At 63.5% G+C, this 25,409-nt stretch carries 27 protein-coding genes and 1 pseudogene; 16 read left to right on the top strand and 12 right to left on the bottom strand.

Annotated elements, in window-relative coordinates; translation table 11 throughout:
• Positions 1-31 precede the first annotated feature (31 nt).
• Positions 32-979: a TAXI family TRAP transporter solute-binding subunit gene (locus IVB47_RS28030; RefSeq protein ID WP_027565684.1), complete on the bottom strand. Its 948-nt coding sequence runs from the start codon at positions 977-979 to the stop codon at positions 32-34.
• Positions 980-1,143: 164 nt separating this feature from the next.
• Positions 1,144-1,623, bottom strand: a complete 480-nt coding sequence (locus tag IVB47_RS28025; protein WP_247357747.1) for a hypothetical protein — start codon at positions 1,621-1,623, stop codon at positions 1,144-1,146.
• A gap of 194 nt (positions 1,624-1,817) precedes the next feature.
• On the opposite strand from IVB47_RS28025, the gene IVB47_RS28020 reads away from it, so the two are divergent.
• Positions 1,818-2,120 (top strand): hypothetical protein, encoded by a 303-nt coding sequence (locus tag IVB47_RS28020; protein ID WP_247466116.1) that lies wholly within the window; start codon positions 1,818-1,820, stop codon positions 2,118-2,120.
• A gap of 150 nt (positions 2,121-2,270) precedes the next feature.
• On the opposite strand, the gene IVB47_RS28015 is transcribed toward IVB47_RS28020, so the two are convergent.
• On the bottom strand, positions 2,271-3,485 hold the full coding sequence (locus tag IVB47_RS28015; RefSeq protein WP_247466114.1) for a hypothetical protein: 1,215 nt from the start codon (positions 3,483-3,485) through the stop codon (positions 2,271-2,273).
• Between the two features lie 70 nt (positions 3,486-3,555).
• On the bottom strand, positions 3,556-4,182 hold the full coding sequence (locus IVB47_RS28010; protein WP_247466112.1) for a CoA pyrophosphatase: 627 nt from the start codon (positions 4,180-4,182) through the stop codon (positions 3,556-3,558).
• Between the two features lie 68 nt (positions 4,183-4,250).
• On the opposite strand from IVB47_RS28010, the gene IVB47_RS28005 reads away from it, so the two are divergent.
• The 5 genes from IVB47_RS28005 (at position 4,251) to IVB47_RS27985 (ending at position 10,154) form a co-directional block, all read left to right on the top strand.
• A complete protein-coding gene (locus IVB47_RS28005) occupies positions 4,251-4,676 on the top strand; it encodes a PaaI family thioesterase (protein WP_027565689.1) in 426 nt (141 codons plus the stop codon).
• A gap of 333 nt (positions 4,677-5,009) precedes the next feature.
• Complete coding sequence (locus tag IVB47_RS28000) at positions 5,010-6,020, top strand: aldo/keto reductase (protein ID WP_247406901.1); 1,011 nt, start codon at positions 5,010-5,012, stop codon at positions 6,018-6,020.
• Between the two features lie 13 nt (positions 6,021-6,033).
• A complete protein-coding gene (locus tag IVB47_RS27995) occupies positions 6,034-7,347 on the top strand; it encodes a tetratricopeptide repeat protein (RefSeq protein WP_247466110.1) in 1,314 nt (437 codons plus the stop codon).
• A gap of 197 nt (positions 7,348-7,544) precedes the next feature.
• On the top strand, positions 7,545-8,135 hold the full coding sequence (locus tag IVB47_RS27990; RefSeq protein ID WP_247285727.1) for a hypothetical protein: 591 nt from the start codon (positions 7,545-7,547) through the stop codon (positions 8,133-8,135).
• 168 nt (positions 8,136-8,303) lie between these two features.
• Positions 8,304-10,154 (top strand): sensor histidine kinase, encoded by a 1,851-nt coding sequence (locus IVB47_RS27985; protein WP_247466108.1) that lies wholly within the window; start codon positions 8,304-8,306, stop codon positions 10,152-10,154.
• Positions 10,155-10,189: 35 nt separating this feature from the next.
• On the opposite strand, the pseudogene IVB47_RS27980 reads toward IVB47_RS27985, so the two are convergent.
• A pseudogene (locus IVB47_RS27980) lies at positions 10,190-11,748 on the bottom strand (oleate hydratase).
• A gap of 198 nt (positions 11,749-11,946) precedes the next feature.
• Between IVB47_RS27980 and IVB47_RS27975 the strand changes: the two are divergent.
• Positions 11,947-12,294, top strand: a complete 348-nt coding sequence (locus IVB47_RS27975; protein ID WP_027565695.1) for a DUF3088 domain-containing protein — start codon at positions 11,947-11,949, stop codon at positions 12,292-12,294.
• Positions 12,295-12,547: 253 nt separating this feature from the next.
• Entirely contained in the window at positions 12,548-12,868 is a 321-nt protein-coding gene (locus tag IVB47_RS27970; RefSeq protein ID WP_027565696.1) for a hypothetical protein, read from the top strand.
• A 58-nt stretch (positions 12,869-12,926) separates the two neighbouring features.
• Here IVB47_RS27970 and IVB47_RS27965 read toward each other — a convergent pair whose 3' ends face one another.
• From IVB47_RS27965 to IVB47_RS27950, 4 genes are all read right to left on the bottom strand, one after another.
• Complete coding sequence (locus IVB47_RS27965; protein WP_247466105.1) at positions 12,927-14,198, bottom strand: NAD(P)/FAD-dependent oxidoreductase; 1,272 nt, start codon at positions 14,196-14,198, stop codon at positions 12,927-12,929.
• Between the two features lie 10 nt (positions 14,199-14,208).
• A complete protein-coding gene (locus IVB47_RS27960; protein WP_247466127.1) occupies positions 14,209-14,919 on the bottom strand; it encodes a dihydrofolate reductase family protein in 711 nt (236 codons plus the stop codon).
• 19 nt (positions 14,920-14,938) lie between these two features.
• Positions 14,939-15,613 (bottom strand): heme-binding beta-barrel domain-containing protein, encoded by a 675-nt coding sequence (locus IVB47_RS27955; RefSeq protein WP_247285716.1) that lies wholly within the window; start codon positions 15,611-15,613, stop codon positions 14,939-14,941.
• A 160-nt stretch (positions 15,614-15,773) separates the two neighbouring features.
• Positions 15,774-15,953 carry a hypothetical protein gene (locus IVB47_RS27950; protein ID WP_027565700.1) on the bottom strand — a complete coding sequence of 60 codons (180 nt, stop codon included), beginning with the start codon at positions 15,951-15,953 and terminating at the stop codon, positions 15,774-15,776.
• 466 nt (positions 15,954-16,419) lie between these two features.
• Between IVB47_RS27950 and IVB47_RS27945 the strand changes: the two genes are divergently transcribed.
• From IVB47_RS27945 to IVB47_RS27920, 6 genes are all read left to right on the top strand, one after another.
• Entirely contained in the window at positions 16,420-17,565 is a 1,146-nt protein-coding gene (locus IVB47_RS27945; protein WP_247427446.1) for a helix-turn-helix transcriptional regulator, read from the top strand.
• 59 nt (positions 17,566-17,624) lie between these two features.
• Positions 17,625-18,767: a helix-turn-helix transcriptional regulator gene (locus IVB47_RS27940; protein WP_247466102.1), complete on the top strand. Its 1,143-nt coding sequence runs from the start codon at positions 17,625-17,627 to the stop codon at positions 18,765-18,767.
• Positions 18,768-19,014: 247 nt separating this feature from the next.
• Entirely contained in the window at positions 19,015-19,560 is a 546-nt protein-coding gene (locus tag IVB47_RS27935; protein WP_247466125.1) for a sigma-70 family RNA polymerase sigma factor, read from the top strand.
• Positions 19,557-20,204 (top strand): ChrR family anti-sigma-E factor, encoded by a 648-nt coding sequence (locus IVB47_RS27930; RefSeq protein WP_247466099.1) that lies wholly within the window; start codon positions 19,557-19,559, stop codon positions 20,202-20,204. Before IVB47_RS27935 ends, IVB47_RS27930 begins: the two co-directional genes overlap by 4 nt.
• 79 nt (positions 20,205-20,283) lie before the next feature.
• Positions 20,284-20,865, top strand: coding sequence for a sigma-70 family RNA polymerase sigma factor (locus IVB47_RS27925; RefSeq protein ID WP_247466097.1), 582 nt, complete (start codon positions 20,284-20,286; stop codon positions 20,863-20,865).
• A 20-nt stretch (positions 20,866-20,885) separates the two neighbouring features.
• Positions 20,886-21,188 carry a hypothetical protein gene (locus IVB47_RS27920; protein ID WP_247466095.1) on the top strand — a complete coding sequence of 101 codons (303 nt, stop codon included), beginning with the start codon at positions 20,886-20,888 and terminating at the stop codon, positions 21,186-21,188.
• A 53-nt stretch (positions 21,189-21,241) separates the two neighbouring features.
• Here the strand turns inward: IVB47_RS27920 and IVB47_RS27915 are convergent, their stop codons facing one another.
• The 3 genes from IVB47_RS27915 to IVB47_RS27905 all read right to left on the bottom strand — a co-directional run bounded on the left by IVB47_RS27915 (position 21,242) and on the right by IVB47_RS27905 (position 23,104).
• On the bottom strand, positions 21,242-21,742 hold the full coding sequence (locus IVB47_RS27915) for a TspO/MBR family protein (RefSeq protein WP_247466093.1): 501 nt from the start codon (positions 21,740-21,742) through the stop codon (positions 21,242-21,244).
• Positions 21,743-21,744: 2 nt separating this feature from the next.
• Positions 21,745-22,146 carry a DUF2177 family protein gene (locus tag IVB47_RS27910; protein ID WP_247466092.1) on the bottom strand — a complete coding sequence of 134 codons (402 nt, stop codon included), beginning with the start codon at positions 22,144-22,146 and terminating at the stop codon, positions 21,745-21,747.
• Positions 22,147-22,297: 151 nt separating this feature from the next.
• Positions 22,298-23,104: a DUF1295 domain-containing protein gene (locus IVB47_RS27905; RefSeq protein WP_247466090.1), complete on the bottom strand. Its 807-nt coding sequence runs from the start codon at positions 23,102-23,104 to the stop codon at positions 22,298-22,300.
• 200 nt (positions 23,105-23,304) lie between these two features.
• Here IVB47_RS27905 and IVB47_RS27900 point away from each other — a divergent pair, with 200 nt between their 5' ends.
• Both IVB47_RS27900 and IVB47_RS27895 read left to right on the top strand, forming a co-directional pair.
• A complete protein-coding gene (locus IVB47_RS27900; RefSeq protein ID WP_247466087.1) occupies positions 23,305-24,618 on the top strand; it encodes an FAD-dependent oxidoreductase in 1,314 nt (437 codons plus the stop codon).
• 3 nt (positions 24,619-24,621) lie between these two features.
• On the top strand, positions 24,622-25,404 hold the full coding sequence (locus tag IVB47_RS27895; protein WP_247427404.1) for a DUF1365 domain-containing protein: 783 nt from the start codon (positions 24,622-24,624) through the stop codon (positions 25,402-25,404).
• Positions 25,405-25,409 lie beyond the last annotated feature (5 nt).

Genomic DNA, 25,409 nt, shown 5'->3' with positions numbered 1-25,409 from the left:
CCCGGCCATGACGCCCGATAACGAAAGCTGATTACTTGATCAGCCCTTTTTCCTTGTAATAGCGGATCGCGCCGGGGTGCAGCGGAACCGGGCTGCCGCTGGCGGCCGTCTCGAGCTTGATCTCCTTGCCGGCCGCATGCGCGTTGGCGAGCTCGGGCAGCGACTCGTAGACCAGTTTTGTCATCTGGTAGGCGAGATCGTCCGACACCGCCGAGCTGGTGACGAGGTAGTTGACCACGGCGGCGGTCGGCACGTCCTTGTCCTGCCCGGTGTAGGTGTTGGCGGGAATGGTCGCCGCGATGAAGGGCAGGCCGATCTTGTCGACGGTCTCCTTCGGCACCGACACCACCGTGATCGGGCTCGAGGTCGACAGATCCTTCAGCGAGGCCACGCCGAGGCCGGCCGATTGCAGCGTCGCGCCGAGCTGGCGGTTCTTCATGAGATCGACGGATTCGGCAAACGGCAGATACTCCACCTTGCCGAGATCCTTGTAGCTCATGCCGGCCGCTGCCAGGATCGCGCGCGAATTGAGCTCCGTGCCCGATTTCGGCGCGCCGACCGACAGGCTCTTGCCCTTGAGGTCCGCCAGCGTCTTGATGCCGCTCTCGGCGGTCGCGACGATCTGGATGTAGTTCGGATAGATCGCGCCGATGGTCCTGAGCTTGTCGAGCTTGGACTTGAAGCCCGCCTCCTCGTCACCGTCCCAGGCCGCTTTCAGCGAGTCGCCCAGCGTGAACGCGATCTCGCCGCGGCCCTGCTGGAGCAGGATCAGATTCTCGACTGACGCCTTGGTGGCCTGCACCTGCGTCTTCACGTTCGGAATCTTGTCGCCGTAGATCTTCCCGATCGCGACCCCGAGCGGATAGTAGACGCCGGAGGTGCCGCCGGTCAGCACGTTGATGAAGGATTGCGCCTGCGCGCAAGGCGCGGAGGCCGCCAGCGCAAGAGCTGCGGCCACGCCGAAAATCGTCCGTTTCATGATCTTTCCACTCCCCAAACCGGCCGGGAAGTTGGCCGGATGAAGGGAGCGGGTCAACCCATCCAAAAGTCAAAACAGGACTGCGGTAAATGGCTGTGCTGGCTCGATTTTTGGGGAACTCGGCGGGTGCGGCGAGGTGGCGCAGCCAAGTCTGGACAGCCCCCTCACTGGAAGGTCATGTCCAGGCATTTGGAGATGTCGGAGCCGAGGCCCGAGGAGATGATGATGCAGCCGCGCACCTTCTGCGCGCTGACGTCGGCAGCCCAGACCGAGTAGCCGCCGGGGCCGAAGAACGAATTGGTGTTCGGAGGCTCGGTCTCGGTGGCGTCGAAATCGTAATGGCCATCGGTCTCGAAGATGCGCGGCTTCTTGGTGCAGGCGCCGTCGGTCTGGACGTTGATGACTTCCTTGTTGTCGCGGGTCAGCGCCAGCGAGACCTGGCAACGGAAATATTCCGAGGTCTTGGTGTTGAAGAGATAAGTGTAGGACTTGCAGGTCGCGGTGTTCAGCTTGCCCGGGGCCAGGCCACGGCTGCACGAAATCCGCTGGTTGTGGCTGAGCTGGTAATCATCGGCCCGGGCGGCCGGCGTGAGCGCCGTCAGCAACAGGCCGGCGGCCCAGCAAGCTTTAATGACAAGGTTCATTCGAATCATCCCCTACCCAATGTTTTTGTCGAATTGCGTTCTAGACGGAAAGCGGAACATAGTCGCGCGGGGACGAAGGGAAAATCACAAACTGCTGGGCAAGACGTGATGCGCTGCGGCGCTTTCGCAAATTGACCCGGATGCATCGTTCGTGATTTGTTCAAGCCGGGCGCCTCGATGGGGAGGATAGGGTGATGGCAATTTCAACAAAGATCTTTTTGGTGACGGCCTTGCTCGGCGCGTTTGCTGCGCCCGCATTGGCGCAGACCGCTGCGACACCTTGGGAGCTCAAGCCCGACACCGGCTACGCCTATGACAAGGACGGCAAGACCTTTTCCTACAAGATGGGCACCAGCAATGCCGGTGAACTTCTGAAGGGCGCCAAGAAGGTACCGAAAGGCACGCTGTTCTTCATCGGCCACAACGGCCAGCTCTACATGCGCAGCGGCCCGTATCTGGAAGGCGACGGCAAGTTCAAGTTCGGGTCGGATCAGTAGGGACGGGACGGCGGGCGACAGCGCCGCCACACTCGGTGTCATCGTCCGCGAAGGCGGACGATCCAGTATTCCAGAGGCGGTTGTGCTTAAACCGAAACGCCGCAGCGTACTGGATGCCCCGCCTGCGCGTGGCATGACAGCTACCGCCGCCTAAAACGCCCCCGCGAGCTCCCGCGCGCCAGCATTGTTGCTGTTGCTGTCCATCCTCGTGTCCGTCACCGCCAGCAGCTTCGCCACCGTGTTGTGGCGGATCGCGACCGGGTTGCGCTCGTAGCCGCCGCGCTGGAAGAAGTTCGACGTCGGCACCTGCTCGCGCATCGCCTGCGGCATCGTCACCATGTCGAGGCCGGTGCCGTCGCCGGTGAGGTTCATCATCTCGAGCTCGGCCGCGCTGAGCGGGCGGCTATAGCCCTTGGCGCGCGCGAACAGCACCGACGTCAGCAGCTTGTGGGTCTGCAGCATCGGCCCGATATCGATGTCGAGCACCATGGCATGCATGGCCCAGCCCTGCGCGGTGTTGCCGATCTTCTCGTGCTCCGACCAAGTGTCGGGCACCGATTTGGCGTGCGCCACCATTTTCTTGAGAATGGTGAGCTTGTGCTCGAGCGACTGGCGCGCCGGGCCGGAGGTCCGCGCGACCTTATCGGAGAGCGCGCGGATGAACTCATGGCCTTGCTCGGCCAGCAGCTCGACGCTGTTGGTCGTCAGCAGCTGGTTGTAGCCCATCGCGGTCGAAATGGCGCGCTTGCCGCCATGCTCGATTCCCGCCTGCACGTCATAACTGCCGGTGCCGCCGGTCTCGAACGCATAGACCCGCACCGCCTGCTCGCGCGTCAGCCCCGAGGCCAGCGCGTAGCGTGCATAGACGCGCTTGAATTCGACTTCGTTGGACGGCCGCTGCGGCGTGAACTGGTAGAGTTCCTGCGCCGCGCGCAGCAGATCGGCGACCACGGGGATCGGCTTTTTCGTCGGGCGGTCCGGGGTTTCCTCCGGCTCCGGATTCACTGGCCGTTTCGGCCCGTTATAAAGCGGCGGATGCTCCAGCACGTAATCGTCGAGCGTGATCTGCTGCCCGCTGCGCCGCTTGGCGTTGCGACCTTTCCGCTTCTCGGAGATCTGGCTCCAATAGGCGCCGGCTTCCTCGTCGAAGGCCGCACGCGCCGCCTGATACTCCTGCAGCTTGCGGCGATATTCCAGCACGGCGGGCGACGCACCGCCTTGCGCGAAAAATTGCGACAACAGCTGGGCTTTGGCATTGCGGACGGCCGGCGGCAGCGCGTCGGATTCGCCACCGCGCGCGGCAGGCGCGAGCAGGACGAGCGCGAGTGGAACCAGTCTCACGGCATTTCGAATCGATTGATGCATGCTGCCCTCTTAGCAGGCATCCGGTAACCGTCACGTTAACACGTCGTTTACCTCGTTTTCGCCCCTCGCGTCACTTCCAGGCGAATACCGGCTGTTCCAGCTCGGTGACGCGGGTGTGCCGCCCCGCCAGCACCTCGCGGAACTGGTAGATCAGGGCCGCCGTCGGTGCGTGGATCAGGCTCGACTGATGATGAAAGCGGATCACACGGCGCGTGCTCTCGGGGATCGCGACGAAATCGAAAGCGTCGGAGCGCTCGACCGTCGCAAGCGCGATGCGATGGACGGAGGCGACCTCGTCCGGGTTTGGTTTGATCGCGGCACTATCGGCGGCCCAGACCACGACTGGCGTGATCAGATAGCCCGAGCGGGTCGGATAATCATCGAGCGTGCCGAGCACCTCCGCGCTGGTGAGGTGGAGGCCTAGCTCCTCGTCGAGTTCGCGCAGCGCCGCCTCGACCGGCGTCTCGCCGGCATCGCAGCGTCCACCGGGCAAGGCCCATTGACCGCGATGGGCGCGCAGATGCGATGCGCGCAGCGTGAGCAGCAACGCCGTCTCATCGCTCTCGCTGGCCGCAGTCAGCGCAACTGCCACCGCGGCGCGCTTCAACGCCGCCGGCGCTTCGTCCTCCGGCAGCCGCGTGAAGGCCGCGCAGGCGGCCGCGATATTCCGCCGTGTGGCATCGTCGAACGGTCTCATGATGCTTGACTACACCACGTCCGGCCCCGATGAAATGAAATCGCACGACCCGCTCAGGAATGGACGACATGACCAATAAGACAGCCGCACGGCTGAAGGCAGAAGGCTGGACCATTCTGGAGACCACGGGTTTCATGCATCTGATCGGCCCGCTGTGGGAGCGCAAGATCGACGGCCAATACGAATTCGCACTCGCGACCGAGGACAAGCACCACAATCGCCGCGGCATGGTCCAGGGCGGCGTGATGATGACGTTCGCGGACCGTACCTGCGGCATGACCGCCCGCTACGTCTCCGGCAAGGAGTTCATGGCGACGGTGCAGCTCGACACCCATTTCGTCGAAGCTGGCCAGATCGGCGACATCCTGATCTCCCGCCCGCGCGTGGTGCGCGCGACGCGCAGCCTGATCTTCATGAGCACCGAGGTGACGGTGGACGATCGTTGCGTGGTGATGGCAAATGGTGTGTTCAAGATTTTGAAGGGGCCGGGGTAGGAGCGATACCCACCGCTGTCATTCCCCGCGCAGGCGGGGAATCCAGTACGCCGCGGCTTCTCGATTAAACTACAGCCCTCTCGGAATACTGGATCGCCCGGTCAAGCCGGGCGATGACAGCTGAGAGCGTAGCAAGCATCTCCGCCACTCCGTCATTGCGAGCGCAGCGAAGCAGTCCAGAGATGCGTCTGCGGCGGTAGGCAATCCAGAATCCGTGCCGCGGAAATAGCTGGATTGCTTCGCTGCGCTCGCAATGACGGTGCTTCGCTGCGCTCGCAATGACGGAGTGAGACGGCTATGCTGTCGCCCGAAAAAGCAGCAAGGACGCGCCCCATGCAATACCGCCAACTCGGCCGCAGCGGCCTCAAAGTGTCGCCGATCTGCTTGGGCACGATGATGTTCGGCGGGCCGACCGATGAAGCGACATCGAAGCGGATCATCGCGAAGGCGCACGAGGCCGGCATCAACTTCATCGACACCGCGGACGCCTATTCGAAGGGCGCATCCGAAGAGGTCGTGGGACGCGCCATCGGCAACAACCGTCACGCCTGGGTGCTCGCGACGAAACTTGCGAACCCCATGGGCGAGGATCCCAACCGTGTCGGCCTGTCCCGCCGCTGGGTGTTGCAAGCGGCGGATGAGAGCCTGAAGCGGCTCGGCACCGACCACATCGACATCTATTATCTGCACAAGGAAGACCATTCTACGCCCCTGGAGGAGACGGTGCGCGCGATGGGCGACCTGATCCGCGCCGGCAAGGTGCGCTATTTCGGCGTCTCGAACTACCGCGCCTGGCGCGTCGCCGAAATCTGCAACATCTGCGACCGGCTCGGCATCGACCGTCCCGCTGTGAGCCAACCCTATTACAACGCCATGAATCGCATGCCCGAAGTCGAGCACTTCCCGGCCTGCTCCTATTACGGCCTCGGCATCGTGCCCTACAGCCCGCTGGCGCGCGGCGTGCTGACCGGCAAATACAAGCCCGACGCGGCTCCCGACAAGGAGACCCGCGCAGGCCGCAACGATACGCGCATGATGCAGACCGAATGGCGGCCGGAATCGCTCCAGCTGGCGCAGGAGATCAAGGCCCACGCCGAGAAAAAGGGCATCACCGCAGGCCAGTTTGCGGTCGCCTGGGTGCTGAACTCCGCTTTTGTCTCCTCGATCGTTGCCGGTCCGCGCACCGAGGAGCAATGGGAAGGCTACACCGGCGCGCTCGACTATCGCTTCACTGCCGAGGACGAGGCGCTGATCGACAGACTGGTCGTGCCGGGTCATCCCTCGACGCCGGGCTACAACGACCCGGCCTATCCGATCGAAGGACGCCGCGCGCGGACGGCCTGAGCCGGAGACAGGAATGGCCCTCGAAGATCGCTACGGCCTGCCGCTCTCCACCTCTTCGCCAGAGGCGGCATCCGCTTATCGCGAGGGCGTCGACCTCATGCTCGCGGGCTGGACCGGCACGGCGGAAACGCTGGAGCGCGCGATTGCGCTCGATCCGGATTTTGCGCTCCCCCATATCGCCCGCGCCCGCGTGCATGGCTTCTATCAGCAAGGCGATCTGGCTCGGCAGAAGGCGGCGCTCGCGCGCGAGCTCGTGGCGAAACGCGGCACGGAACGCGAGCGCTCGCATGTCGAAACGCTGGCGCTCGCAATCGAGGGCCGGCTGCCCGAGGCGATCGCGGCAACGATGACGCACGTCGAGGCGTGGCCGCGCGACGCATTGGTGCTGTCGCTGCCGCTCGGCGCGTTCGGCCTGTACGCGTTCTCCGGCATGGCCGATCACGACCGCGCGCGGCAGGAGCTGTGCGAGCGCGTCGCGCATCACTATGGCGAGGATTGGTGGTTCCTCACTATGTACGGCTGGGCGATGACCGAGAACGGCAATGTCGGTCGCGGCCGCGGCGTCACCGAGCGCGGCTTCGACCTGCGCCGGCAGAATGCCCATGCCGCGCACGCCGTGCTGCATGCGATGTTCGAGGACGGTTCGATCGAAGCGGCCGACCGGCTCGTCGACGACTGGATCCCCTCTTACCATCGCGCCGGAATCTTGCACGGCCACATCCGCTGGCATCAGGCGCTCGGCGCGCTGGAGCATGGCGATGCCGCGCGGGCGCTCGCGATCTATGCCGACGTGCTGCAGCCAAACGCCACGCAGGCGCCACCGCTCAATCTCGTCACTGACGGTGCGTCACTGCTCTGGCGCCTGTCGGCTTACGGCCACGCCGTGCCGAGAGCGCTCTGGCTCGAAGCCGACGGCGCCGCGCAAAAACTGTTTCCGAAATCGAGCCTGCCCTTCGCCGATATCCACATGGCGCTGTTCGCGGCTGCGACGCAAAATCGCGAGGCGCTCGCCACACGTCTTGCCGCCATCGAGCAAAGGCTCGCCGATGGCAAGCTTCCGGCCGGTCCCGTGGTGCCCGCGGTCTGCCGCGCACTGGCGGCCTTTGCCAACGAGGACTACGCGGCATGCGTGCAAACGCTCACGCCGATTCTCGGTGAGGTCGTGCGTCTCGGCGGCAGCCACGCCCAGCGCGAGTTGATCGAGGACACTTTTGTCGTTGCCCTGATGCGCAGCGGCGACCTGCCCCGCGCCCGCGCGCTGCTCGACGCCCGCCTGCACCGCCGCCCGTCCCTGCGCGATACGCGCTGGCAGGCGGCGATGGGATAGCCCCGCCACGAAAAAAACACCGGCCGAGCGGCAAGTGCCGGCCGGGAATGGGTTGGGCGATCTGGGCGAATCGCCGTTGGGGTGGCGCGGTGGTATTTCAGACGGACTTGGCTGAGCAAACGGGATCGCAACCAATTTGCGGTTCGCTGGTTGTCGGACGGAACTTTTCCGTGGTTCCCTGGCATGTGAGCCTTCCGATGCGCCTCTGCCGACCCATCCTCGCTGTCGCCCTCGTCCCCACCTTCGTCCTCTTGGCAAGCCCTTGTTTTGCCGAGTCTTCCGCGCCGATTCCCGTCAACAATCCACCCGGGCAGCAGACCGCCTTTATCGATTTGCTGGCGCTGATGTCCGGCCACTGCAAGACGTTGAAGGTCGCCGGCCGCACCTTCGCCTGCAAGACGGTGGCCTACGCCCACGGCGACAGGGGCCGGGTCAATTTCACGGTCGCGGTCGACGATCCCGCCGACGAGAATCACGTCGTGTCGTTCTCCGGCGAGAACGGCAAGCGCGCCGACGACAACTCCTATGAGCTGCCGATCGACCGCATGCTGCTCAACTCCAAGGACCGTCCCAAGGTCGACGGCCTGCCGGTGCCGGCCGAGCAGACCTCCACCGGCCTCTGCCGCCAGACCGGCAATTTCGCCGCCAAGAAGGTGACTGACGTCACCTGCTCTGCCACCGACAGCGAAGGCCGTCGCTACGAACTGCTGTTCGTCTCCGACGGCACGCCCGTGAGCGTGCGTCGCATCAGGCAGTCGGCGCCGTCGATCCAGGATCCGTTCAAATAGCGGTCCTTCTTCGCTCTGCATGCGGGGCCAGGTGAACCGCCGCCTGCGCGGCACAGCCGGATCAAATCCTTTCGTTGAAACTTCGGAACCGGCAGGTATGCTCGGATGCGTCCTCACCGAGGAGGCGCCCGTTGCAAACACAGGCCAGGCACAGAGTCAGCAATGAGGATGGTCATCGCGATCAAACGGCTCCTGATCGCCTGCCTGTTCGCAATCCTGGCACATGAATGCCCTGCAGCCGACAGTCCGGGGCAGCGCTCTATCCTGGTGCTGGAAGACGCCGACTTTCGTTCGCCATTCTATTCGGAGATTTTCGCCGGTATCCGCACGGCTGCGAAGGAAAATGGGCAGATCCACACCGTGATCTACGGCGAAAGCCTCGATCTCGCCCGTTTCCCGGGACCGGACTACGAGGAGAGCCTGGTCGGTCATCTCAAGACCAAATACGCGCATCGGCCGATCGACATCATCGTCTCGATCGGCGTCGCGTCGGCGAAATTCCTTCAGGCGCGCAAGCACGACATCTGGCCCGCCGCCCCCGTGGTTTACGGCTTCGTGCCCGATCTGCCCGAGACGCGCGCGCTGTTCCTGCCCGGCACGACCGTCATCTTTGCCAAGGTGTCTCCGGCGCAGATACTGACTGCGGCACGCGCGGTCGTTCCCGACTTGACTGGCGTCGTCCTCGTTGGCGATGCATGGAAAAATCCGCTGATATATGGCCACTGGAAACAGGAATTCGCGACCACGATGCCGGGTCTCGAAATCATCGATCTGTCCGGCATGGTGCTGCGGGAGGTGCGCGAACGGGTCGGCTCCTTGCCCCCTCGTTCTGCGATTCTGACCTCGGCGATGTATTCCGACGGCGAAGGCACCCACTATTTGCCGGCCGCGGCGCTTGCGCGCGTCGCCGAGCGCGCGAACCGCCCGATCATTATCACCTCCGACACATTTCTCGGGCGAACCGGGGTTGGCGGCTTCCTGCTGCTGCCCGAAGCCATCGGACAGGAAGCCGGCCAGTTGGCAATGCGGATTCTCGGCGGCGAATCGCCGTCGAACATCCCGCCCGTTGCCGGGGATAACGTGAAGCCGATCTTCGACTGGCGACAGCTCAAGCTCTGGAATGTGGACGAAGCCCATCTGCCTCCCGGAAGCGAGGTGCGTTTCCGAGAACCGAGCTTCTGGGAGCAGTACTACTGGCGTGTCATGATCAGCGCCGGCGTGGTGCTGGTGCAGGCGATGATGATCGGCATCCTCCTGCGCGAGCGCAGGCTGCGATTCCAGGCGGAGGTCGAGGCACGCCAACGCATGTCGGAGCTAGCCCACATGAATCGCCTTGCGACCGCGGGCGAGATGTCCGCCACGATCGCGCATGAGCTGAGCCAGCCGCTCGCCGCCATTCTGATCAATGCTGAGACCGCCGAGCAGGTGTTGCAGACACCGGCACCTGACCTCGGCGTGATCAGCGAGATACTGGGTGACATTCGCCGAGACGATAAGCGCGCTAACGAGATCGTCGTTCAGGTGCGCTCATTTTTGAAGAGGGCCCGCACAGAGCGGATCGAGCTCGACCTCAACGCGACGGTCAGCGATGTGTTTAGGTTCCTGTCCATTCAGGCCCTGACCTACGACGTTGCGCTCGCGACGGATCGATCGTCCTTGGATATTCGCGTAACTGCCGACAAAGTGCAGCTCCAGCAGGCTATTCTGAACCTGGTCATGAATGCCATCGAAGCGGTGGCCGATCTGCCGGAGGATCGGCGACGCATCGTCGGTCGAACCAGCCTTGCGAACAATCAGGCCATGATCTCGATCGCAGATGCCGGCGACGGCATCTGCACAGAAAAGGTAACCGAAATCTTCAAGCCGTTTTTCACAACCAAGACGCAGGGAATGGGCATCGGCCTCTCGATCACGCGCACGATCATCGAGGCACATGGCGGGCGCATCTGGGCCGAGAACGCGCCGACGGGAGGCGCCGTCTTTCATATCAGCCTGCCGCTGGCTGTGGCACGGTCGTAAGTCGAGGCCCTCTGCCGTTCAAGTCGCTCCGCCCGTCACGTGAACGCCTTTTCCAGCGTCGCGAAGATCACCGCAAGCGATTTGTCGTGCCGCGTCACCGGCGGCACCGGGCGATCGATCTTCATCAGCTGATAGACCGCCATCTGCGCCGCGCGCACCGAATATTCGACGGTGAACACGACGTCATCGGGGATTTCGAGGAACTGGCTGACGAAGGCGAGATTGACGGAATTCCTGGGCACCGGCAGCGGCCGGTCGTCAGCGGTGCGCGGCATGAACATGCTGGTGATGTAGGGCATGCGACAGGGAACGCAGATCGCATCCTCGAACACGGCAGGGTCGAAATTCAGGTGACCGCAAAGCTCCTTCAGGATGTCGGCGCCGCCGCAATCGGACATCGGCTTGGCCACGAAATTGCCGACGCGGTCGGGATGCAGTGCATAGCCCCAGAACACCTGCACGTTGTTCGGCTGTCCGGCGAAATGCGGCTGATGATACAGCACCACCGACATCAGCCAATTGGAGTCCCTGAACGTGACGAGACCGCCGGTGCCGGCCTTGTTGCCGGAGAACGCCTCCATCTTGTCGAAGAAGCGCGGATCGCGGCAGGTGACAGTGAATGACTGCCAATAGGATTCCGGGATCGACGCGTTGAACGCGGACGGCTTGCCGAATTCTGGACGGTCCTTCGCGATTTTCTCCCACAGGGCCCAAGCCCGGCTGTCGGACTTGGTCAGGCGCGGAGCCGGCTCGGTCATCGAGCCCAGGCTCGAGGCGTCCGTCATCGAGCCGTTCTGAAAGAACACGAGATCGCCGTCCTCGAGCTGGACATTGGCGGTGCGGCCGTCGCGGTCGAGTACGAGCTGGCGCACCCGCAAGCGTCCGTCCTCGCTCTCGATCGCCATGTCGGTGACGGCAGTGCCGCGCACGAACTGAACGCCCCGCCCCTTGAGCCAGTCGGCAAGCGGCCGCACGATCGCGTCATACTGGTTGTAGACGGTGCGCTTGACGCCAGCGAGAGTCTCGATGCGCGGGAACTCGTTCATGAAGCGATCAGATAGCGTTTCAGCTCGACCGCGCTGTGCCAGGGCTGGAAGGCGAAAGTGGTCTGCCACATGTACCAGAAATTTGATTCGAAGAATTTGGGCGACAGCCAGTCGGTGATGCGGCTGTTGCCGAGCGTCTGCTCCGAGGCCTCCGTGAGCCGCAGCAACTCGAGCCGGTCGCGCCCTGAAAATCCCATATGCGAGACATCGAGCTTGAAGCGGTTGCGATCGACCAGCCGCGCTCGCGAATGCGCGGGGTTCTCGGTGTTGAACGCGACGGTTTCCTCGCGCACGCTGAGGCCGGGATGTTCGAGCGAGGGAATGGTCGACAGCAGGTCCCAGGTGCATTCGTAGTGATCGGTCGTGAGCATCCGTCCGCCGCGCAGCGAATAAGCGCCGTTCGCGAGCAGCGCGCCGTCGAGGCTGCCGCCGACCAACGGCTGCGCCTCGTAGATCACGATGTCCCGCCCCGGCAGCTGCGCGTCACGAACCAGGAACGCCGCGCCCGCGAGCGATCCAACGCCGCCACCGATGAAATACGCCTTCATGTCTTGCCTCGATCCGCAATTCGAATTGTCGCGGCGACATTGCATGGCGAGACACTGGCCGGAGTTGCGCTGGATCAAGCGCAACGCGCGTGAGGATCACGTTGAGTTGAGCGATTGACTGATCAGCGCCGGCATGGCGTCCTTTCGCGACATCATCGAATCACGTCTTGACATTGCGGCCGTGCCTCGGAGCGACCCATGACGCGCGATCGCCTGTTTCTGCTGCGACCTGGTTTCGAGGACCCGGCCTTTCCTGGACGCCGTTTCTATTGCTGGCATTGCGCGCTGATCGAGGGCTTGCTGGTCTCGTTTCCGCAGCTCGCCGACAAGCTCGACGTCGAGCGCATCGCGTGGCCACGCCCGCGGCACGCCGTGATCGCGCTGGCTGGCGAGGAGAACCAGTCGTTGCCGCTGCTCGTGCTGGCGGTTGGAGCGACCTCGCCGCACCAGACCGGCAGCCATCAGGGCCGCGCGTTCATTGCCGACAAGGACGCCATCCTGGGCGCACTCTCCGAACGTCACAGCTTTCCCGATCCGCATCCGTGAGGGGAGAGCGCTCGCGCGATGACGTGTCGAATCTGAACGGCGAATTCGTCGCCACCGATACGTGATTGCGTCATTCGCGGCAGAGTGATGGCAGGGTTGCGATCGACGCTGGTGATGCGACAATAAATCTCACGAGACGCACGCAGCCGCGCGAATCGGGCGCCGATGAAACTGCGTCGTTTCGACGCCCGCACTGGCCGGAACGCGCCGGCTGACCATGTGTTGTCACACGACATTCAACTGGAGTGATGACATGAAGTATCTCTTTGTCGCGATGGCCGTCGGTGCTGCGGCGCTTGCAGGCGGATCCGCGGCGAACGCGGCCAATCATTCAAGCGCGAAACAGAACGCGCCAGCCGCCCAATCAACCGACATCAGCGCGCAGCACAGGCACCACCATCACGGCCATCGCCATCACTGGCGTCCTCACCACCATCACGGATTTCATCGTCCGCACTACCGAAGCTACGGCTATTATCCACGGCACCACGGATATTACGGCGGCGGACCGTACGGATATTATGGCGGCGGCGGTCCCAGCGTGACGTTCGGCTTCGGCGGCAGTCGCTGGTAAGACGAGAGGCAGCAACACGAAAGGCCCGCGAAATGCGGGCCTTTTTTTGCTCGTCAGCCTATCCCCGCAAGATCATCCCCGCCGTCTGTTGGCCGCTCGCCAGCGCCGCTTCGACCGTGCCCATGTCGGCTCCGCGATAGAGCGCCTCGCCGGAGAACAGCACCGGCCCGTCGGCGCGCGCGAGGATCGTTTGCGCCTCGCGCGTTCGCGGCGTCGCCCAGGAATAGGCGCCGCGGGCGTAGGGATCGTGCGCCCAGTTTGTCGCAACGGCCGCGATGAGCTCGCGCGCGAGATCCTCGCGCGAGAGGCCGAAGGCGGTCGCAAGCGAAACGAGCCCGGCATCGATCAGCGCTTGCGGGTCGAGCTGCGTCAGCGCTGCCGTGCGCGGGCCGCCGAACCATCCGGTCAGCACGGGATGCCGGTTCGGATATTGCGTCCACCACACCGGGATGGCCTGGTCGGTCAAAAGGAAGCTCATGTCCGCAAGCTCTTCCTTGCGCTCGCGCCACCATGGCCGCCTGAAGTGCAGCAGGATTTTTATTACGTTACCGAAGCCGATGTCGTCGGTAGACGCCGCCTTCAAGCGCGCGCTCTCCGGGAGCGCGATCTCGCGCAGCAACGGCAACGGAACAGTGAGGATCACGCGATCGCAGCCATGTACCCCGCCGCCGACACAGCGAGCGGCGAGCGCGCCGCCCTCCTCCTCGATCGCCGACACCACGCAGCCGAAGCGAAAAATCACGCCAAGCTTGCGGCACTCGGCCGTCAGGAACTCGATCATCGCACCATAGCCGCCCTTGACCCGCGCCTGCGGAGAGTGCCCGCCAGCCATCCATTCCTCGCGCAGCGCCAGCGTCGAAGCGCGCTCGGGATCGGCCGCATCGTAGCCCTCGACCATTCGCTCGATCGCATGGCGCAGCCGCGCGTGCTCATCGCCGGCAAAATGCCGGCGCAGGAAATCGGCGACGGTGAGGTCGTCGTTCAATTCCCGAACCACGGCGTGCAGCTCAGCCTCATGCGGATCGTGGCGATCCTCGCGCACGATGTCTGCGCCGTCAAAGCCCCACCGCTCGCCTTCGATCTCCTGAAGGGACAACCCGGCCTCACGCAGTAACGCGCGCGTGACCGGCGCCTCGCCGTGGACGAATTCGGCGCCACCATCGGCGGGGTAGCCGAACTCCGAAGCTGGCAGCGGGTGAATACGGCCGCCGCAGCGCTCGCGCGCCTCCAGGATCGTCACTGTCTTGCCCGCGCGCGCCAGCTCGCGCGCCGCCATCAGACCGGCCGCGCCGGCACCGACGATGACGATATGCTCTGATGTTACGGACATGGCGGTGCTGTTACTCGCCCACGGCCTGCGGATCGTTCTGGATCAGATAGCGTAGCAGCAGGACACCGCCGCCGAGATCCCGCGTGCTCTCCAGCCTCATCGCAGTCAGCGGTGCACGCCGGTCGCCCTCGGAGTCCGTGGAATCGAACACGAAGGGCGCGCCCCTGGCGCCATCGATCGCGGGACTGAGGATCAGGTTGAACTCGTCGATCAGGCGCGCACGCAGGAACGCGCCGTTGGCGACGCCCCCGCCCTCCACCAGCAGGCGCTTCACGCCGAGCTCGCGGTTGAGAATGTCCACCGTCAGTGCGAGGTCGATCTCGGACTTGCCGGCAAAGATATAGGACACGCCCTCGCCGCGGAGCCCGGCGAGATGCGAATCGGAGACGCTCTCGGTCAGCACGACGACGATCGGATCGCCGCCGATATCGGAACGGCCCCAGCCGATCTTGCCCTTCGCATCGAGCACGACGCCAAAGGTTTTCGCGTCACGTCGCGCGAACCAGTTTTCGCGCGGAAATTTCGCGTCCGTCGTCGCCGGATAAGGCTCGCGCTTGGCGAACTCCGAGCCGGTGACGCGGCCGATCACCCAGGCATCGCCGCCGAGCTCGTCGTGGATCTTCTCGAACCAGTCCGATCCTGGTCCCTTCGGGCGCCAGCGGCTCGGATGGGTGCGGCCGTCCAGACTCGAATGCATCAGACAGATGACGTAAGGCTTCATGCGCATCTCCGGGCCGCGCTCAGGCGGCCGGCTCATTGCCCTTCTCACTCCCCGTGGCGCGATCGTTCACGATCACCGCGAGGGGATTGAGCTTTGGCGGCGCGACGAGTTTGAGCGTGTTGGTGTCGCGATGGTTGAACGGCGCGCCGCGCACGAACAACTCGGTCTGGATCAGATAGGTCCAACTGCCGTCGTCGTTGAAGGTGATGTCGCAGCGGTAAGCGTCGGTGCGGAACGCTTGTTCCAGAAAATCAGTCGAGCAGATCCCGTAAGCGGTGTCGCCGCGCTTGGCCGTGACAGAGATCTCCTTGTCGTCCGGCCCGGCCTTGCCCGACGCCAGCAGCACCTGCCCACGCGGGATCGCCAGCGTCTGCATGATCAACCCCGTCGCGGGCTCCCACAACCAATAGCCGACCTGGTCATGGAAGGTGATGTCCTCCTCAGGCGTGTTGATATGGATGTGATAGCGCAGCCCATAGAGCAGCTGCGGGCCGTTGGCCTGGGGATCGATCGGGTCCATCCGGATGCGCTCGATGAAGGTCCGCCGCTCCGGCCCTTCCGCCTTCGGATTGATGTCGATACCCTTGTCGGCCTGCCAGACACCGGCGAGACGGCGGAGCGGGCCGAGATTGGCAAGGCCGTCGGGCGAGACGTCCTCGGGCTCGGTGAAGATATCGGCGGGAAGGGGGAGCATGGGTGTCCTCGCGTCGTTGCGAGGCAGCAATAGCATGAGAGCGCCGGCGTGGCTCGGTCTCAAGCCTCACAATCGCGAATGGACGTAGGCGCCACGCGCAGACGATCCATGATGCGAAACGGAGCCGAACCTCCTCAGTTCGGCTCCGTCGCCAGGATGCTTAGTGGCGGTGGTCGCGGACCTCGGGGTGAGTCCGGTGATCCCGGACGATGGGTTGATCGCGATGGTCGCGCACGACGGGCGGGTCGCGATGGTCGCGGACGATGGTCGTCGCGTTCGAAGGCGTCATCACGTTCGCCAGTGCAATCGCTGCAAGAGCCACGAGGATGTAGTTGCGCATGAGTTTTGCCTTTGCTTGGTGGATCACTGCGAGCCACCTGACACCAAGCTAGATTGATCAGCTCGAATGATATGTGTCGTCGATCACCCGGCGATGATCGATGCGCTGTCAGCCGTGCCATCGTCCAATCGCAGGAGAGGCGGACGGCGACCTCACGATCTATTATGATTCGTCTACGTCCGGCGGACGGGCCTCCGCGGCCCCGAGACGAGGACATCTCGCACCCAATCTCATTGCATCGTCGAATCCCAGCATACTTGATACGCCCTGCTGGTTTGCAATCAACGTCGCGTCTGCCGCAGTTTTAATCAGGCCATAAGCATTTGTGTTCGGTGTTCCCGTTTGCGCCACGGAATCACGGTGATAGGATCACGGCCTCAGGATTGTGAAATACACCATAGGCGATGAAGCCACTCCTAAACTAGCGTTCACGTGACGTCCGTTATTTTCAAGTGAGTGGTTTGGAATGCAGCAGGCTTCGGTCGAGAAGTTCTCGGACCTCATCGGCGCGATCTACGACTGCGTGATCGCACCGGAACGCTGGACGGGCGTTCTAAACGAGATTCGCACGGAGCTCGGCTTCGCGACCGCCGTGCTATCGGCATATAGCCTCACGAACATGAGGATCGGAGTCAATGCCGCCTCCGGGACCGACCCTGTCCAGACGATGGCCCAGACCAGCATCGAGTATGCGCCTGATATCGTCGAACTCTGGGGCGGCGTTGAGCGCATCCGGCAATATCCGCTTGGAGAACCGATCATTCGATCCCAAGCGGTCCCGGAGGAAATAGTCCTCGGCAATCGCTATCACCTGGAATGGGCTCTCCCCAAGGGCTTGTTCGACGCCGTCGGCGTCGCCCTCGTTCGCGAAAAAACAATGATCGGCAATGCGACATTCAGTCAGCATCAGTCGGACGGGGCCATTGACGATGCGCAGGTTAGCGGATTGCGCGTTCTCGCACCTCACATCCGCCGCGCCGTGATCATCAGCAATCTGTTCGACATGAAGACCGTGGAAGCCGCGACATTCACCGCGACAGTGGAGGCCCTGACGGTCGGAGTCGTTCTGACGGACGACGATTCGAAGATCGTTCACACCAATGCCGCAGCCACAGCCATGCTCGCGGCAAACGATCCACTTCTGGCTCGACATGGCCGGATCGCCGTTCAATCGGCGACCACCACCAGCACGTTGCAATCGGCCATCGCGCAAGCAGCAAAGGACGAGGCGGCACTCGGCCAAAAAGGCATCAGCATCCCAATCCCCCGCTCGAGCGGAGATCCTCTCGTCATTCACGTTCTGCCGCTGCGGCGCGGCCACATGCGGGCCGGCCTGGTCCAGCGCGCCGCCGCCGCCCTGTTCGTGGCATCGGCCTCCGGTCCGCCGCAACTGCCTCACGATGCTCTCATCCAGCTCTACGATCTGACGCCAGCCGAAATTCGCATCTTCGAGCTCATCTGCGATGGACAGACACGCGACGCGATCTCGTCGCAACTCGGAGTGTCGGTCAGCACCGTGAAAAGTCACCTCTTGCACGTCTTCGAAAAGACAGGTTGCCGGCGCCAAGTCGACCTGGTCAGGCTGGCAAGGTCGCTGACGTTTCCGGTGTAGGGAAGCTCGGGGTGACGGTACGCTCCGTCGTCCAGTGATTTTGAAGTGAGTGGTTTGGAATGCAGCAGCCTTCGGTCGAGAAGTTCTCTGACCTCATCGGCGCGGTCTACGATTGTGTGATCGCGCCTGAACGCTGGACCGCCGTTCTGGATGAGATTTGCGCCGAGTTCGGCTTTGCCACCGGCGCGCTCTCGGTCGCCAGCCTCACCAACATGAAGGCCGTCGTCAACGCGGTGTCCGGGTCCGACCTGGCCCAGATGGCCCAGAACGGGGTCGGCTACGGCCCCGATATCATCGAGCTCTGGGGCGGCGCCGAGCGCATTCGGCAATACCCGCTCGGCGAGCCGATCGTTCAATCCCAGGCGGTCCGGCCGGACGTCATTTCCAGCAACCGCTATTATCGCGAATGGGCCCTGCCCAAGGGCTTGTTCGACGCCGTTGCCGTCGGCCTCGTACGCGACAGGACGATGGTTGGAAATGCGATATTCAGCCAGCATGAGTCGGCAGGCCGCATTGACGATGCGCAGGTCGACGGATTGCGCCTTCTGGCGCCTCACATCCGCCGCGCCGTGACGATCAGCAATCTGTTCGACATGAAGACGGTGGAAGCCAACACATTCACCGCGACGGTGGAGGCCCTGACGGTCGGCGTCGTCCTGGCCGACGAGGATTCGAACATCGTTCACACCAACGCCGCAGCCGCGGCGATGCTCGCGGCCGGCGATCCGATCGTGACAAGGCATGGCCGGATCGCGGTTCAATCTGCGGCGACCACGGCCGCATTGCAATCAGCCGTCGCGCAGGCGGCAAAGGACGAGGCGACGCTCGGGCAAAAAGGCATCGGCATCCCGATCCCCCGCCAAGGCGGTGACCCTCTTGTCATCCACGTTCTGCCGCTGCGACGCAGCCATACCCGATCCGGTCTGATCCAGAGCGCCGCTGCCGCCGTGTTCGTGACGTCCGCCTCCGGGCCGCCGCGATTGCCTCACGATGCGCTCAACCAGCTCTATGACCTGACGCCGGCCGAGATTCGCATCTTCGAGCTCATCTGCGAGGGACACACGCGAGACGCGATCTCGGCCTTGCTCGGCGTTTCCGTCAGCACTGTGAAGAGCCATCTCATTCACGTCTTCGAAAAGACGGGCTGCCGGCGCCAGGTCGATCTGGTCAGGCTCGCGAAATCGCTGACGTTCCCGGTGTAAGGCGCGGGGGCGAGACGGCGCACGGTCGGCCGGACCTGGGCGCGGACGGCCCCGGAACCGTCGAATGATCATTCCGCGGTGATCCAAGGCCAGTCCTCGTTCGTTCCCAGACCCACAGGTCGCTTGTCGAGGCGCTATGATCGCTGCTATCCGAGCTTTAGATGCGCCATTCCGGGCGAAGGCTGGTTTTCCCCGGAGGATCGAAGCGCGGCTGTCGACTGGCGCGAACAAAGGGCCGAACACAAAGGTGGATTGGGCTGATCTGATCGGACGCGTCGCCTCGGCCGGAGACCAGGAGGCCTTCAAGCGCCTGTTCGAGCATTTCGCGCCGCGCATCAAGGGACTGATGCTGAAGGCCGGGTGCAGTTCGGACGAGGCGGAGGAGATTGCTCAAAATACCCTGATCGCCGTCTGGCGGAAGGCAGGCCAGTTCGATCCTACGACGGCCGGGGCAGCGGCATGGATATTCACCATCGCGCGCAATTTGCGCATCGATTTGTTCCGCAGCAGAGCGCGGGCAGACCGCCTGCGGGGCACCTCTGAGCTTCCCGAGACGCCGGATCCTGCGGAACCCGCGGACGCCGTTATGTCCCGCGTGCAGGACGCGGCGCGGATCAATTCGGCCGTCAGGCAGCTCTCGATGGAGCAATCCATGGTGGTGAGATTGTCGTTCATCGAGGAGAGGCCGCACCCGGAAATCGCGAGCCTGCTCGGCATTCCGCTCGGAACGGTGAAGTCGCGGATCAGGCTGGCGATGAACCGCCTGAGAGACATATTGGACGAAGAAGCATGACGATCAGCCATCATCCACCGGAAGATCTTCTGGCCGACTTTGCGGCCGGCAGGTTGGAAGAAGCCCATCAATTGGTGGTGGGGGTGCACGTTGCGGGTTGCGCTCGGTGCGGCCGTTTCGCGCAGGCCATCGAGCAACTTGGCGGCTTGGCTCTTGAAGATGTCGAGCCGGTGCCGGTCGCATCGGATGCGTTCGAGCAGGTGATGTCGCGCATTCACGACGCTCCTGAAGAGCGAGCGGCGCGGACTGCGGAGGCCGCTCGCGGCAGCGAGCAGGATATTCCGGCGGCGCTGCGAAACTACCGCATCGGCAAGCGCAGGCGCATCGCTCCGGGTCTGAGCATGCGACCGATCGAGTTGTCCGGATCGGGCACGGCGCGGGCATTTCTGCTTCGCTCCGCGCCGGGGACGCGCATGCTCGAACACACGCACACCGGAACCGAATTGACCCTCGTGCTCGAGGGCAGCTTCAGCCACCAGGGCGGCCGGTTTGGTCCGGGTGATTTCGACTATGGCGACGACGAGATCGACCATCGACCTTTGGTGGGCGACGAGGGCCCATGTGTTTGCCTTGTCGCAATGACGGGCGACCTGCGCATGAACGGCCTGCTTGGCAGGCTGATCGGGCCATTCGTGCGGCTTTGATCCGCTCGCCTCCTTCTTCCGCCGGGTGATCCGAACGCGCGCCCGGAGCGTTTCGAAGGAAACGCAAGGGAGACAGGTCATGGCCGGCTTAAGCCTGACGCAGGCGCAGAGCGAAACATTGCCCGAATTGTTGGCATGCGTTTCGGCGGGCGACGCACAAGCCTTCGCAGCGCTGCACATGCTGACGCGGAGCAGGCTGCGCAGGACTGCGCTCGCCGTCGGAACTCCGCCCCACGACATCGAGGACATTCTTCAGGAAGCCTATCTGAAGATCTGGCGCAACGCGGGTCGGTTCGACGGCGACCGTGCTTCGGCGATGACCTGGATGTCCGCCATCGCGCGGAATACCGCCATCGACCATCTGCGGATCAGAAGACTGCCGACTCACGAGCTGGACGAGGCGCTGCTGGTTCCGACAAGTGCTGACCAGCCGGCGAACGACGATTTCGACTACGCCCGCGCCGAACCGATCGCACGCAGCGTGCTGGCTCGTTTGCCGGAAGACCGCCGCAGGCTGGTGGCGCTGGCCTATCTCGAGGGTGAGAGCCGTGCGAGCTTGTCGCGGCGCTTCGGTGTGCCGGTCGGCACCATCAAGACCTGGTTGCACCGAACCCTTCTGGCGGTACGCAAGGACTGCCTTGCCGCATCGGCTGCAGCCTGAAGCACGCAAGGAACCCGCGCGTGGCCGCAGAGATCATCGAATTCCCCATCCGTGGACACCAGGATCCGCTTGTGTCCTCCGTTGCGAGACTCGAGCAGATGGTGAGAGAGGTCGACTGTCTGGCGGCCAACCAGCCCGCGGAAGATCTCGATCATTTGCTCGGTGTCATGGAGCGCTTCGGCGATCGACTGGTCGATCTTGCGCACCTCGTGCTTGACGACGATGCCAAGCGGAGTGTCCAGATCGCATTCACATCGCTCTCCGACAAGATCGCGGCGACCAGAGAGGCCTTTGACGAGTGCGATGGAGCGACGGATCCCTGATTCGGCGCCACGCTCGTCCGTTCGACGCGTGAAGTCAGTTCTGCGCGCCGATCCTAATTGAGGCGGAGCAGCGAGATGTTCAGCAAGGTCGCAAAACCCACCCAGCCGGCGTAGGGAATGAAAAGCGCCGCTGCCAGCCGATCGTTCGCCCATTGACGCCAGACAAAGGCAAGGATCACAGCAAACAGCGCAACAATGACGCCGAGCGCCACGTCCATGCGATGAAGCGAAAAGAAAATGGGAGACCATGCAAAATTCAGGATCATCTGCAGGCCCCATATTCTCATCGTCGTTCCGCGCGGCTCCGCCTCGAAGGTGCGGAATCCCGCCACGGCGATCATCAGGAACAGGGCCGTCCAGACCGGTGCGAACACCGCATCCGGCGGATTGAAAGATGGCTTGTTGAGCGCCGCGTACCACGCTCCCGGACGGTTTAGGACCCCGATCAGAATCCCCGCAGCAGGAACCAGAAACAGGAAACCGGCGCATCGGTACCATCTGCCGCGCTTACGGTCGCCATCGTGCCGCAGCGCCCCGTTGTGCGTCCCGTCCATGATCAATGCGCTATTTTTTGAGCGACGAGAAATCCGGTCCAGGCGCTGACACCGGCGAGGACGGATCCCCAGCCCACGTCCGCGAGAGTGAGCGCCGTCGACCAATTCCTCAGCGTGGCCTGGTTGGTCAGATCGTAGGTCGCATAGGTGAAGCAGCCCAGCATCACGCCGGACATGAAGGCACGCAGCGCGCCGCCATCCTGCTGAGCCGGCAGCACCGCAAACCAGATCAGGCCGACGGGATACGCCAGATAAAACACTGCAGCGGCGGCGAGGTCGGGCTGCGACCGCAACATGTCGCCCAGCACCGGCCGGTAAAGTCTCTCGACCATGGTCTTGAGCCAGATCATGTCGAGCGCAACGAAGGTCGCAGCCACCCACAGATATGTGAAAAGCAGGCTCATGTCCGGTCTCCCTCCGGTGTCGCAACCGGTTTAACAAAGGCATCGGCTGTAAACGACGTGAAGCCCTCGCTGGATCACGCGGCGCGGTCGTTCCGCCTTGCCGCACAACCCTGTCACGCCCTTGAACCAGATCGTGCGGCCGGAACTCCGATCATTCCGGCACCTTCTTGGGCGGCCGTGGAAAGAAAGCGCTGGTGCGTGCCTGATAGTCCCGATACCGGCGGCCGCGGGATCGAAGCATCTGGACTTCGAGCGGGGGTATTCCGGTCACGTGCACGAGTATCCAGTACATGATCGCCGGCGCGATCAGGCTCGCCCAGCCCCATGCGTAGCCCGGCGACAGCGCGATCATCGGATAGGCGAGCCATCCGAGCCATTCGAAGAAATAATTCGGATGACGCGACCAGCGCCAAAGCCCGATGTTGCAGACCAGGCCCGCGTTTGCCTTGTTGCGCTTGAAGCTTCGCAATTGCTCGTCGGCGATCGCCTCGCCTGCGACGGCCGCAAGCATGATGGCGGCGCCCGCATAGTCCTGAACGCCCAGGGCGCCCCGTGGAGCGTGTGCAGCCAGGAAGACCGCGAATGGCAGCGGCACCGAGGCGAAGGCCTGCGACTGCAGGAAAGCAAACATGCGAAGCGGCGCCTGTGAGCCCCATTCCTGCGCGTAGCTTGCATATCGCGGATCGTCGATACCCGCTGCGGCGCGCCGGGCGATATGCGTCCCGAGCCTCACCGACCAAAGCAGCACGAGCCCGCCTACGAGCATCTGACGCACTTGCAGAGCCTCGCCGAATGGCAAAAGGGCCGCCACCGCCCCAACCAGGCCGACGGAGTAGGTCCAGATCGTATCGACCCACCCGGAATTGCCGGTTCGCTGCTGAACGATCCAGGCCAGCCCCATCAACAGCGAAAGCGCAAGCGCGATGCCGGCGACGATCAGTATTTGCAGGAAATCCATGCCTCACCATACCCAAACTCGGATCCTTACGTCCGTCCCGTGCCCCGGTTTCGCGGGTGATCCACGCTGTCCGCTGGAACGTTTCCTCAAGCGCGGGTGGACAGGTCAGCTATTGGAGCTGTCCTGAGCCGGGCGGCGGACGACATTGGCCCGAAACCGGATGTTCCGGCCGTCGCTGGTGGTATTGGGGGCGATAAAGCATGCGTTTGGCGGTGATCGGGACGGGAATTGCCGGCAATGCCGCCGCGTGGCTCCTGTCCGAACGTCATGCCGTGACCGTCTACGAGCGCGAATTGCGACCGGGTGGACACAGTCATACAGTGCGCGTTGACTACGATGGCGAAGAGATCGACGTCGACATCGGCTTCATCGTGTTCAACGAGCCGAACTACCCGGAATTGACGTCTCTGTTCGCGCACCTGGGCGTGAAGACCGAGGAGACATGCATGAGCTTCGCGATGTCGGCTGACCATGGCCGATTCGAGTGGCGGGGCGGCGGCGAGACCTTCCTGCAGGTCGCCTCCGGCCTGTTTGCCCAGCCGCGTAACCTCTTCTCCCCCTCGTATTTTCGCATGCTGGCGGAGGTCCGCCGCTTCAACAAGGAAAGCGTCTCCGACTTGCGGGCTGGCCGGCTCCAGAACCTCACACTCGGCGAATATCTGCGCGAGCAAGCGTTCAGCCCCCGCCTGTTCAGCGACTATCTGGGACCGATGGGGGCCGCCATCTGGTCGTCGCCCTCGGCCGAGATCCTCGCCTTTCCCGCGGAAAACTTCATCGCCTTTTTCGACAATCACCGGCTGTTGCATCTGGATCGGCCGCTCTGGCGGACCGTCCAGGGCGGCAGCCGGCGCTATGTCGAGAAGCTCACGGCCAGGTTCGAGGCCAGCATCCGGCTTGGCTGCGCGGTGACGTCGATCCATCGAACCGAACGTGGGGTGACGATCGGCGACAGTCACGGCCATCAGGAAGCCTACGACGCTGTCGTGATGGCCTGTCACAGCGATCAGGCCCTGGCGATGCTGTCGGATGCCGACCCACGCGAGAGATCGATTCTCGGCGCGATCCGTTACGCTCCAAACACGGCCTATCTGCACCGCGACATCAAACTCATGCCGAAACGCCGCAATGCATGGGCGTCCTGGAACTTCTTGCGCTGGCGTCGTGAAACGCCTGCCCAGAACGACATCGCGGTGACTTACTGGATGAACCGGCTGCAAGGCATCGACGACAGCAAGCCGCTATTCGTCAGTCTCAATCCGCCTTTTGAGCCGGCGCCTCATCTCACCTTCGGCAAGTTCACATTCGCGCATCCGCAATATGACGCAAGCGCGTTCGCCGCGCAGAGGAATCTCCCCGAAATCCAGGGACGCCGCCGCACCTGGTTTTGCGGCGCGTGGACCGGCTACGGATTCCATGAGGATGGCCTGCGCTCCGGCATCGCCGTTGCCGAGGCACTTGGCAGTGCGGTGCCGTGGCGGCAGTCCGGCGCGTTGCTGGCGCAGGCTGCTGAGTAGAACATGTTGCAACCGGGTGCCCCAGAACGAACGGCGACGTCATCTGCGGCCGCGCTCTACCTGGGCAGGGTGATGCACGCCCGCATGCGACCCGTGCGCCACAGGTTCGCTTACCGGGTCATGAACCTGCTCATCGACCTCGACCGGCTTGATGAAGCGGATCGCCAGTCTCGCCTGTTCGGCATCAATCGCGCGTCGGTCTTCAGCTTCCACGAATCCGATCACGGCAAGCGTGACGGCGCATCCTTGAGCAACCATGTGCGACGCCTGGCCGAACAACGCGATATCGATCTGTCGGGAGGGCGCATCCTCCTTTTGTGCTATCCGCGGCTCTTCGGCTACGTATTCAATCCGCTTTCGATCTACTTCTGCTATGGCAGCTGCGGCAATCTTGCGCTGCTGATCTACGAAGTCCGCAACACTTTTGGCGAAATCCATTCCTACATCCTTCCGGTGGGGGACGCTGCTGCCGGCGGTGCCATACGACAATGTCAGGCGAAGGAGTTCTACGTCTCGCCCTTCATGGAAATGCAAACGCGGTATCGCTTCAGCATTGCTCCGCCCGACCAGCAAGTGAAGGTCAGAATCGTGCAGACCGATGAGCATGGCGTGATATTTACGGCTGCATTCTCCGGGCAACGTCGCCCGCTGACCAGTCGCTCGCTGTTGGCGACGCTCGTCACCCTGCCACTTCTCACCTTCAAGGTCGTCGCGGCCATCCATTGGGAAGCGATCCGGCTTTGGCTGAAAAATGTTCCCTACGTTCCCCGTCCGAACCAACGCTGAATGTG

Source organism: Bradyrhizobium sp. 62, from assembly GCF_023073035.1.
Taxonomy (GTDB): domain Bacteria; phylum Pseudomonadota; class Alphaproteobacteria; order Rhizobiales; family Xanthobacteraceae; genus Bradyrhizobium.
Note: the sequence above shows the minus strand (reverse complement) of the source record. Positions and strands in the feature narration are given on the sequence as shown.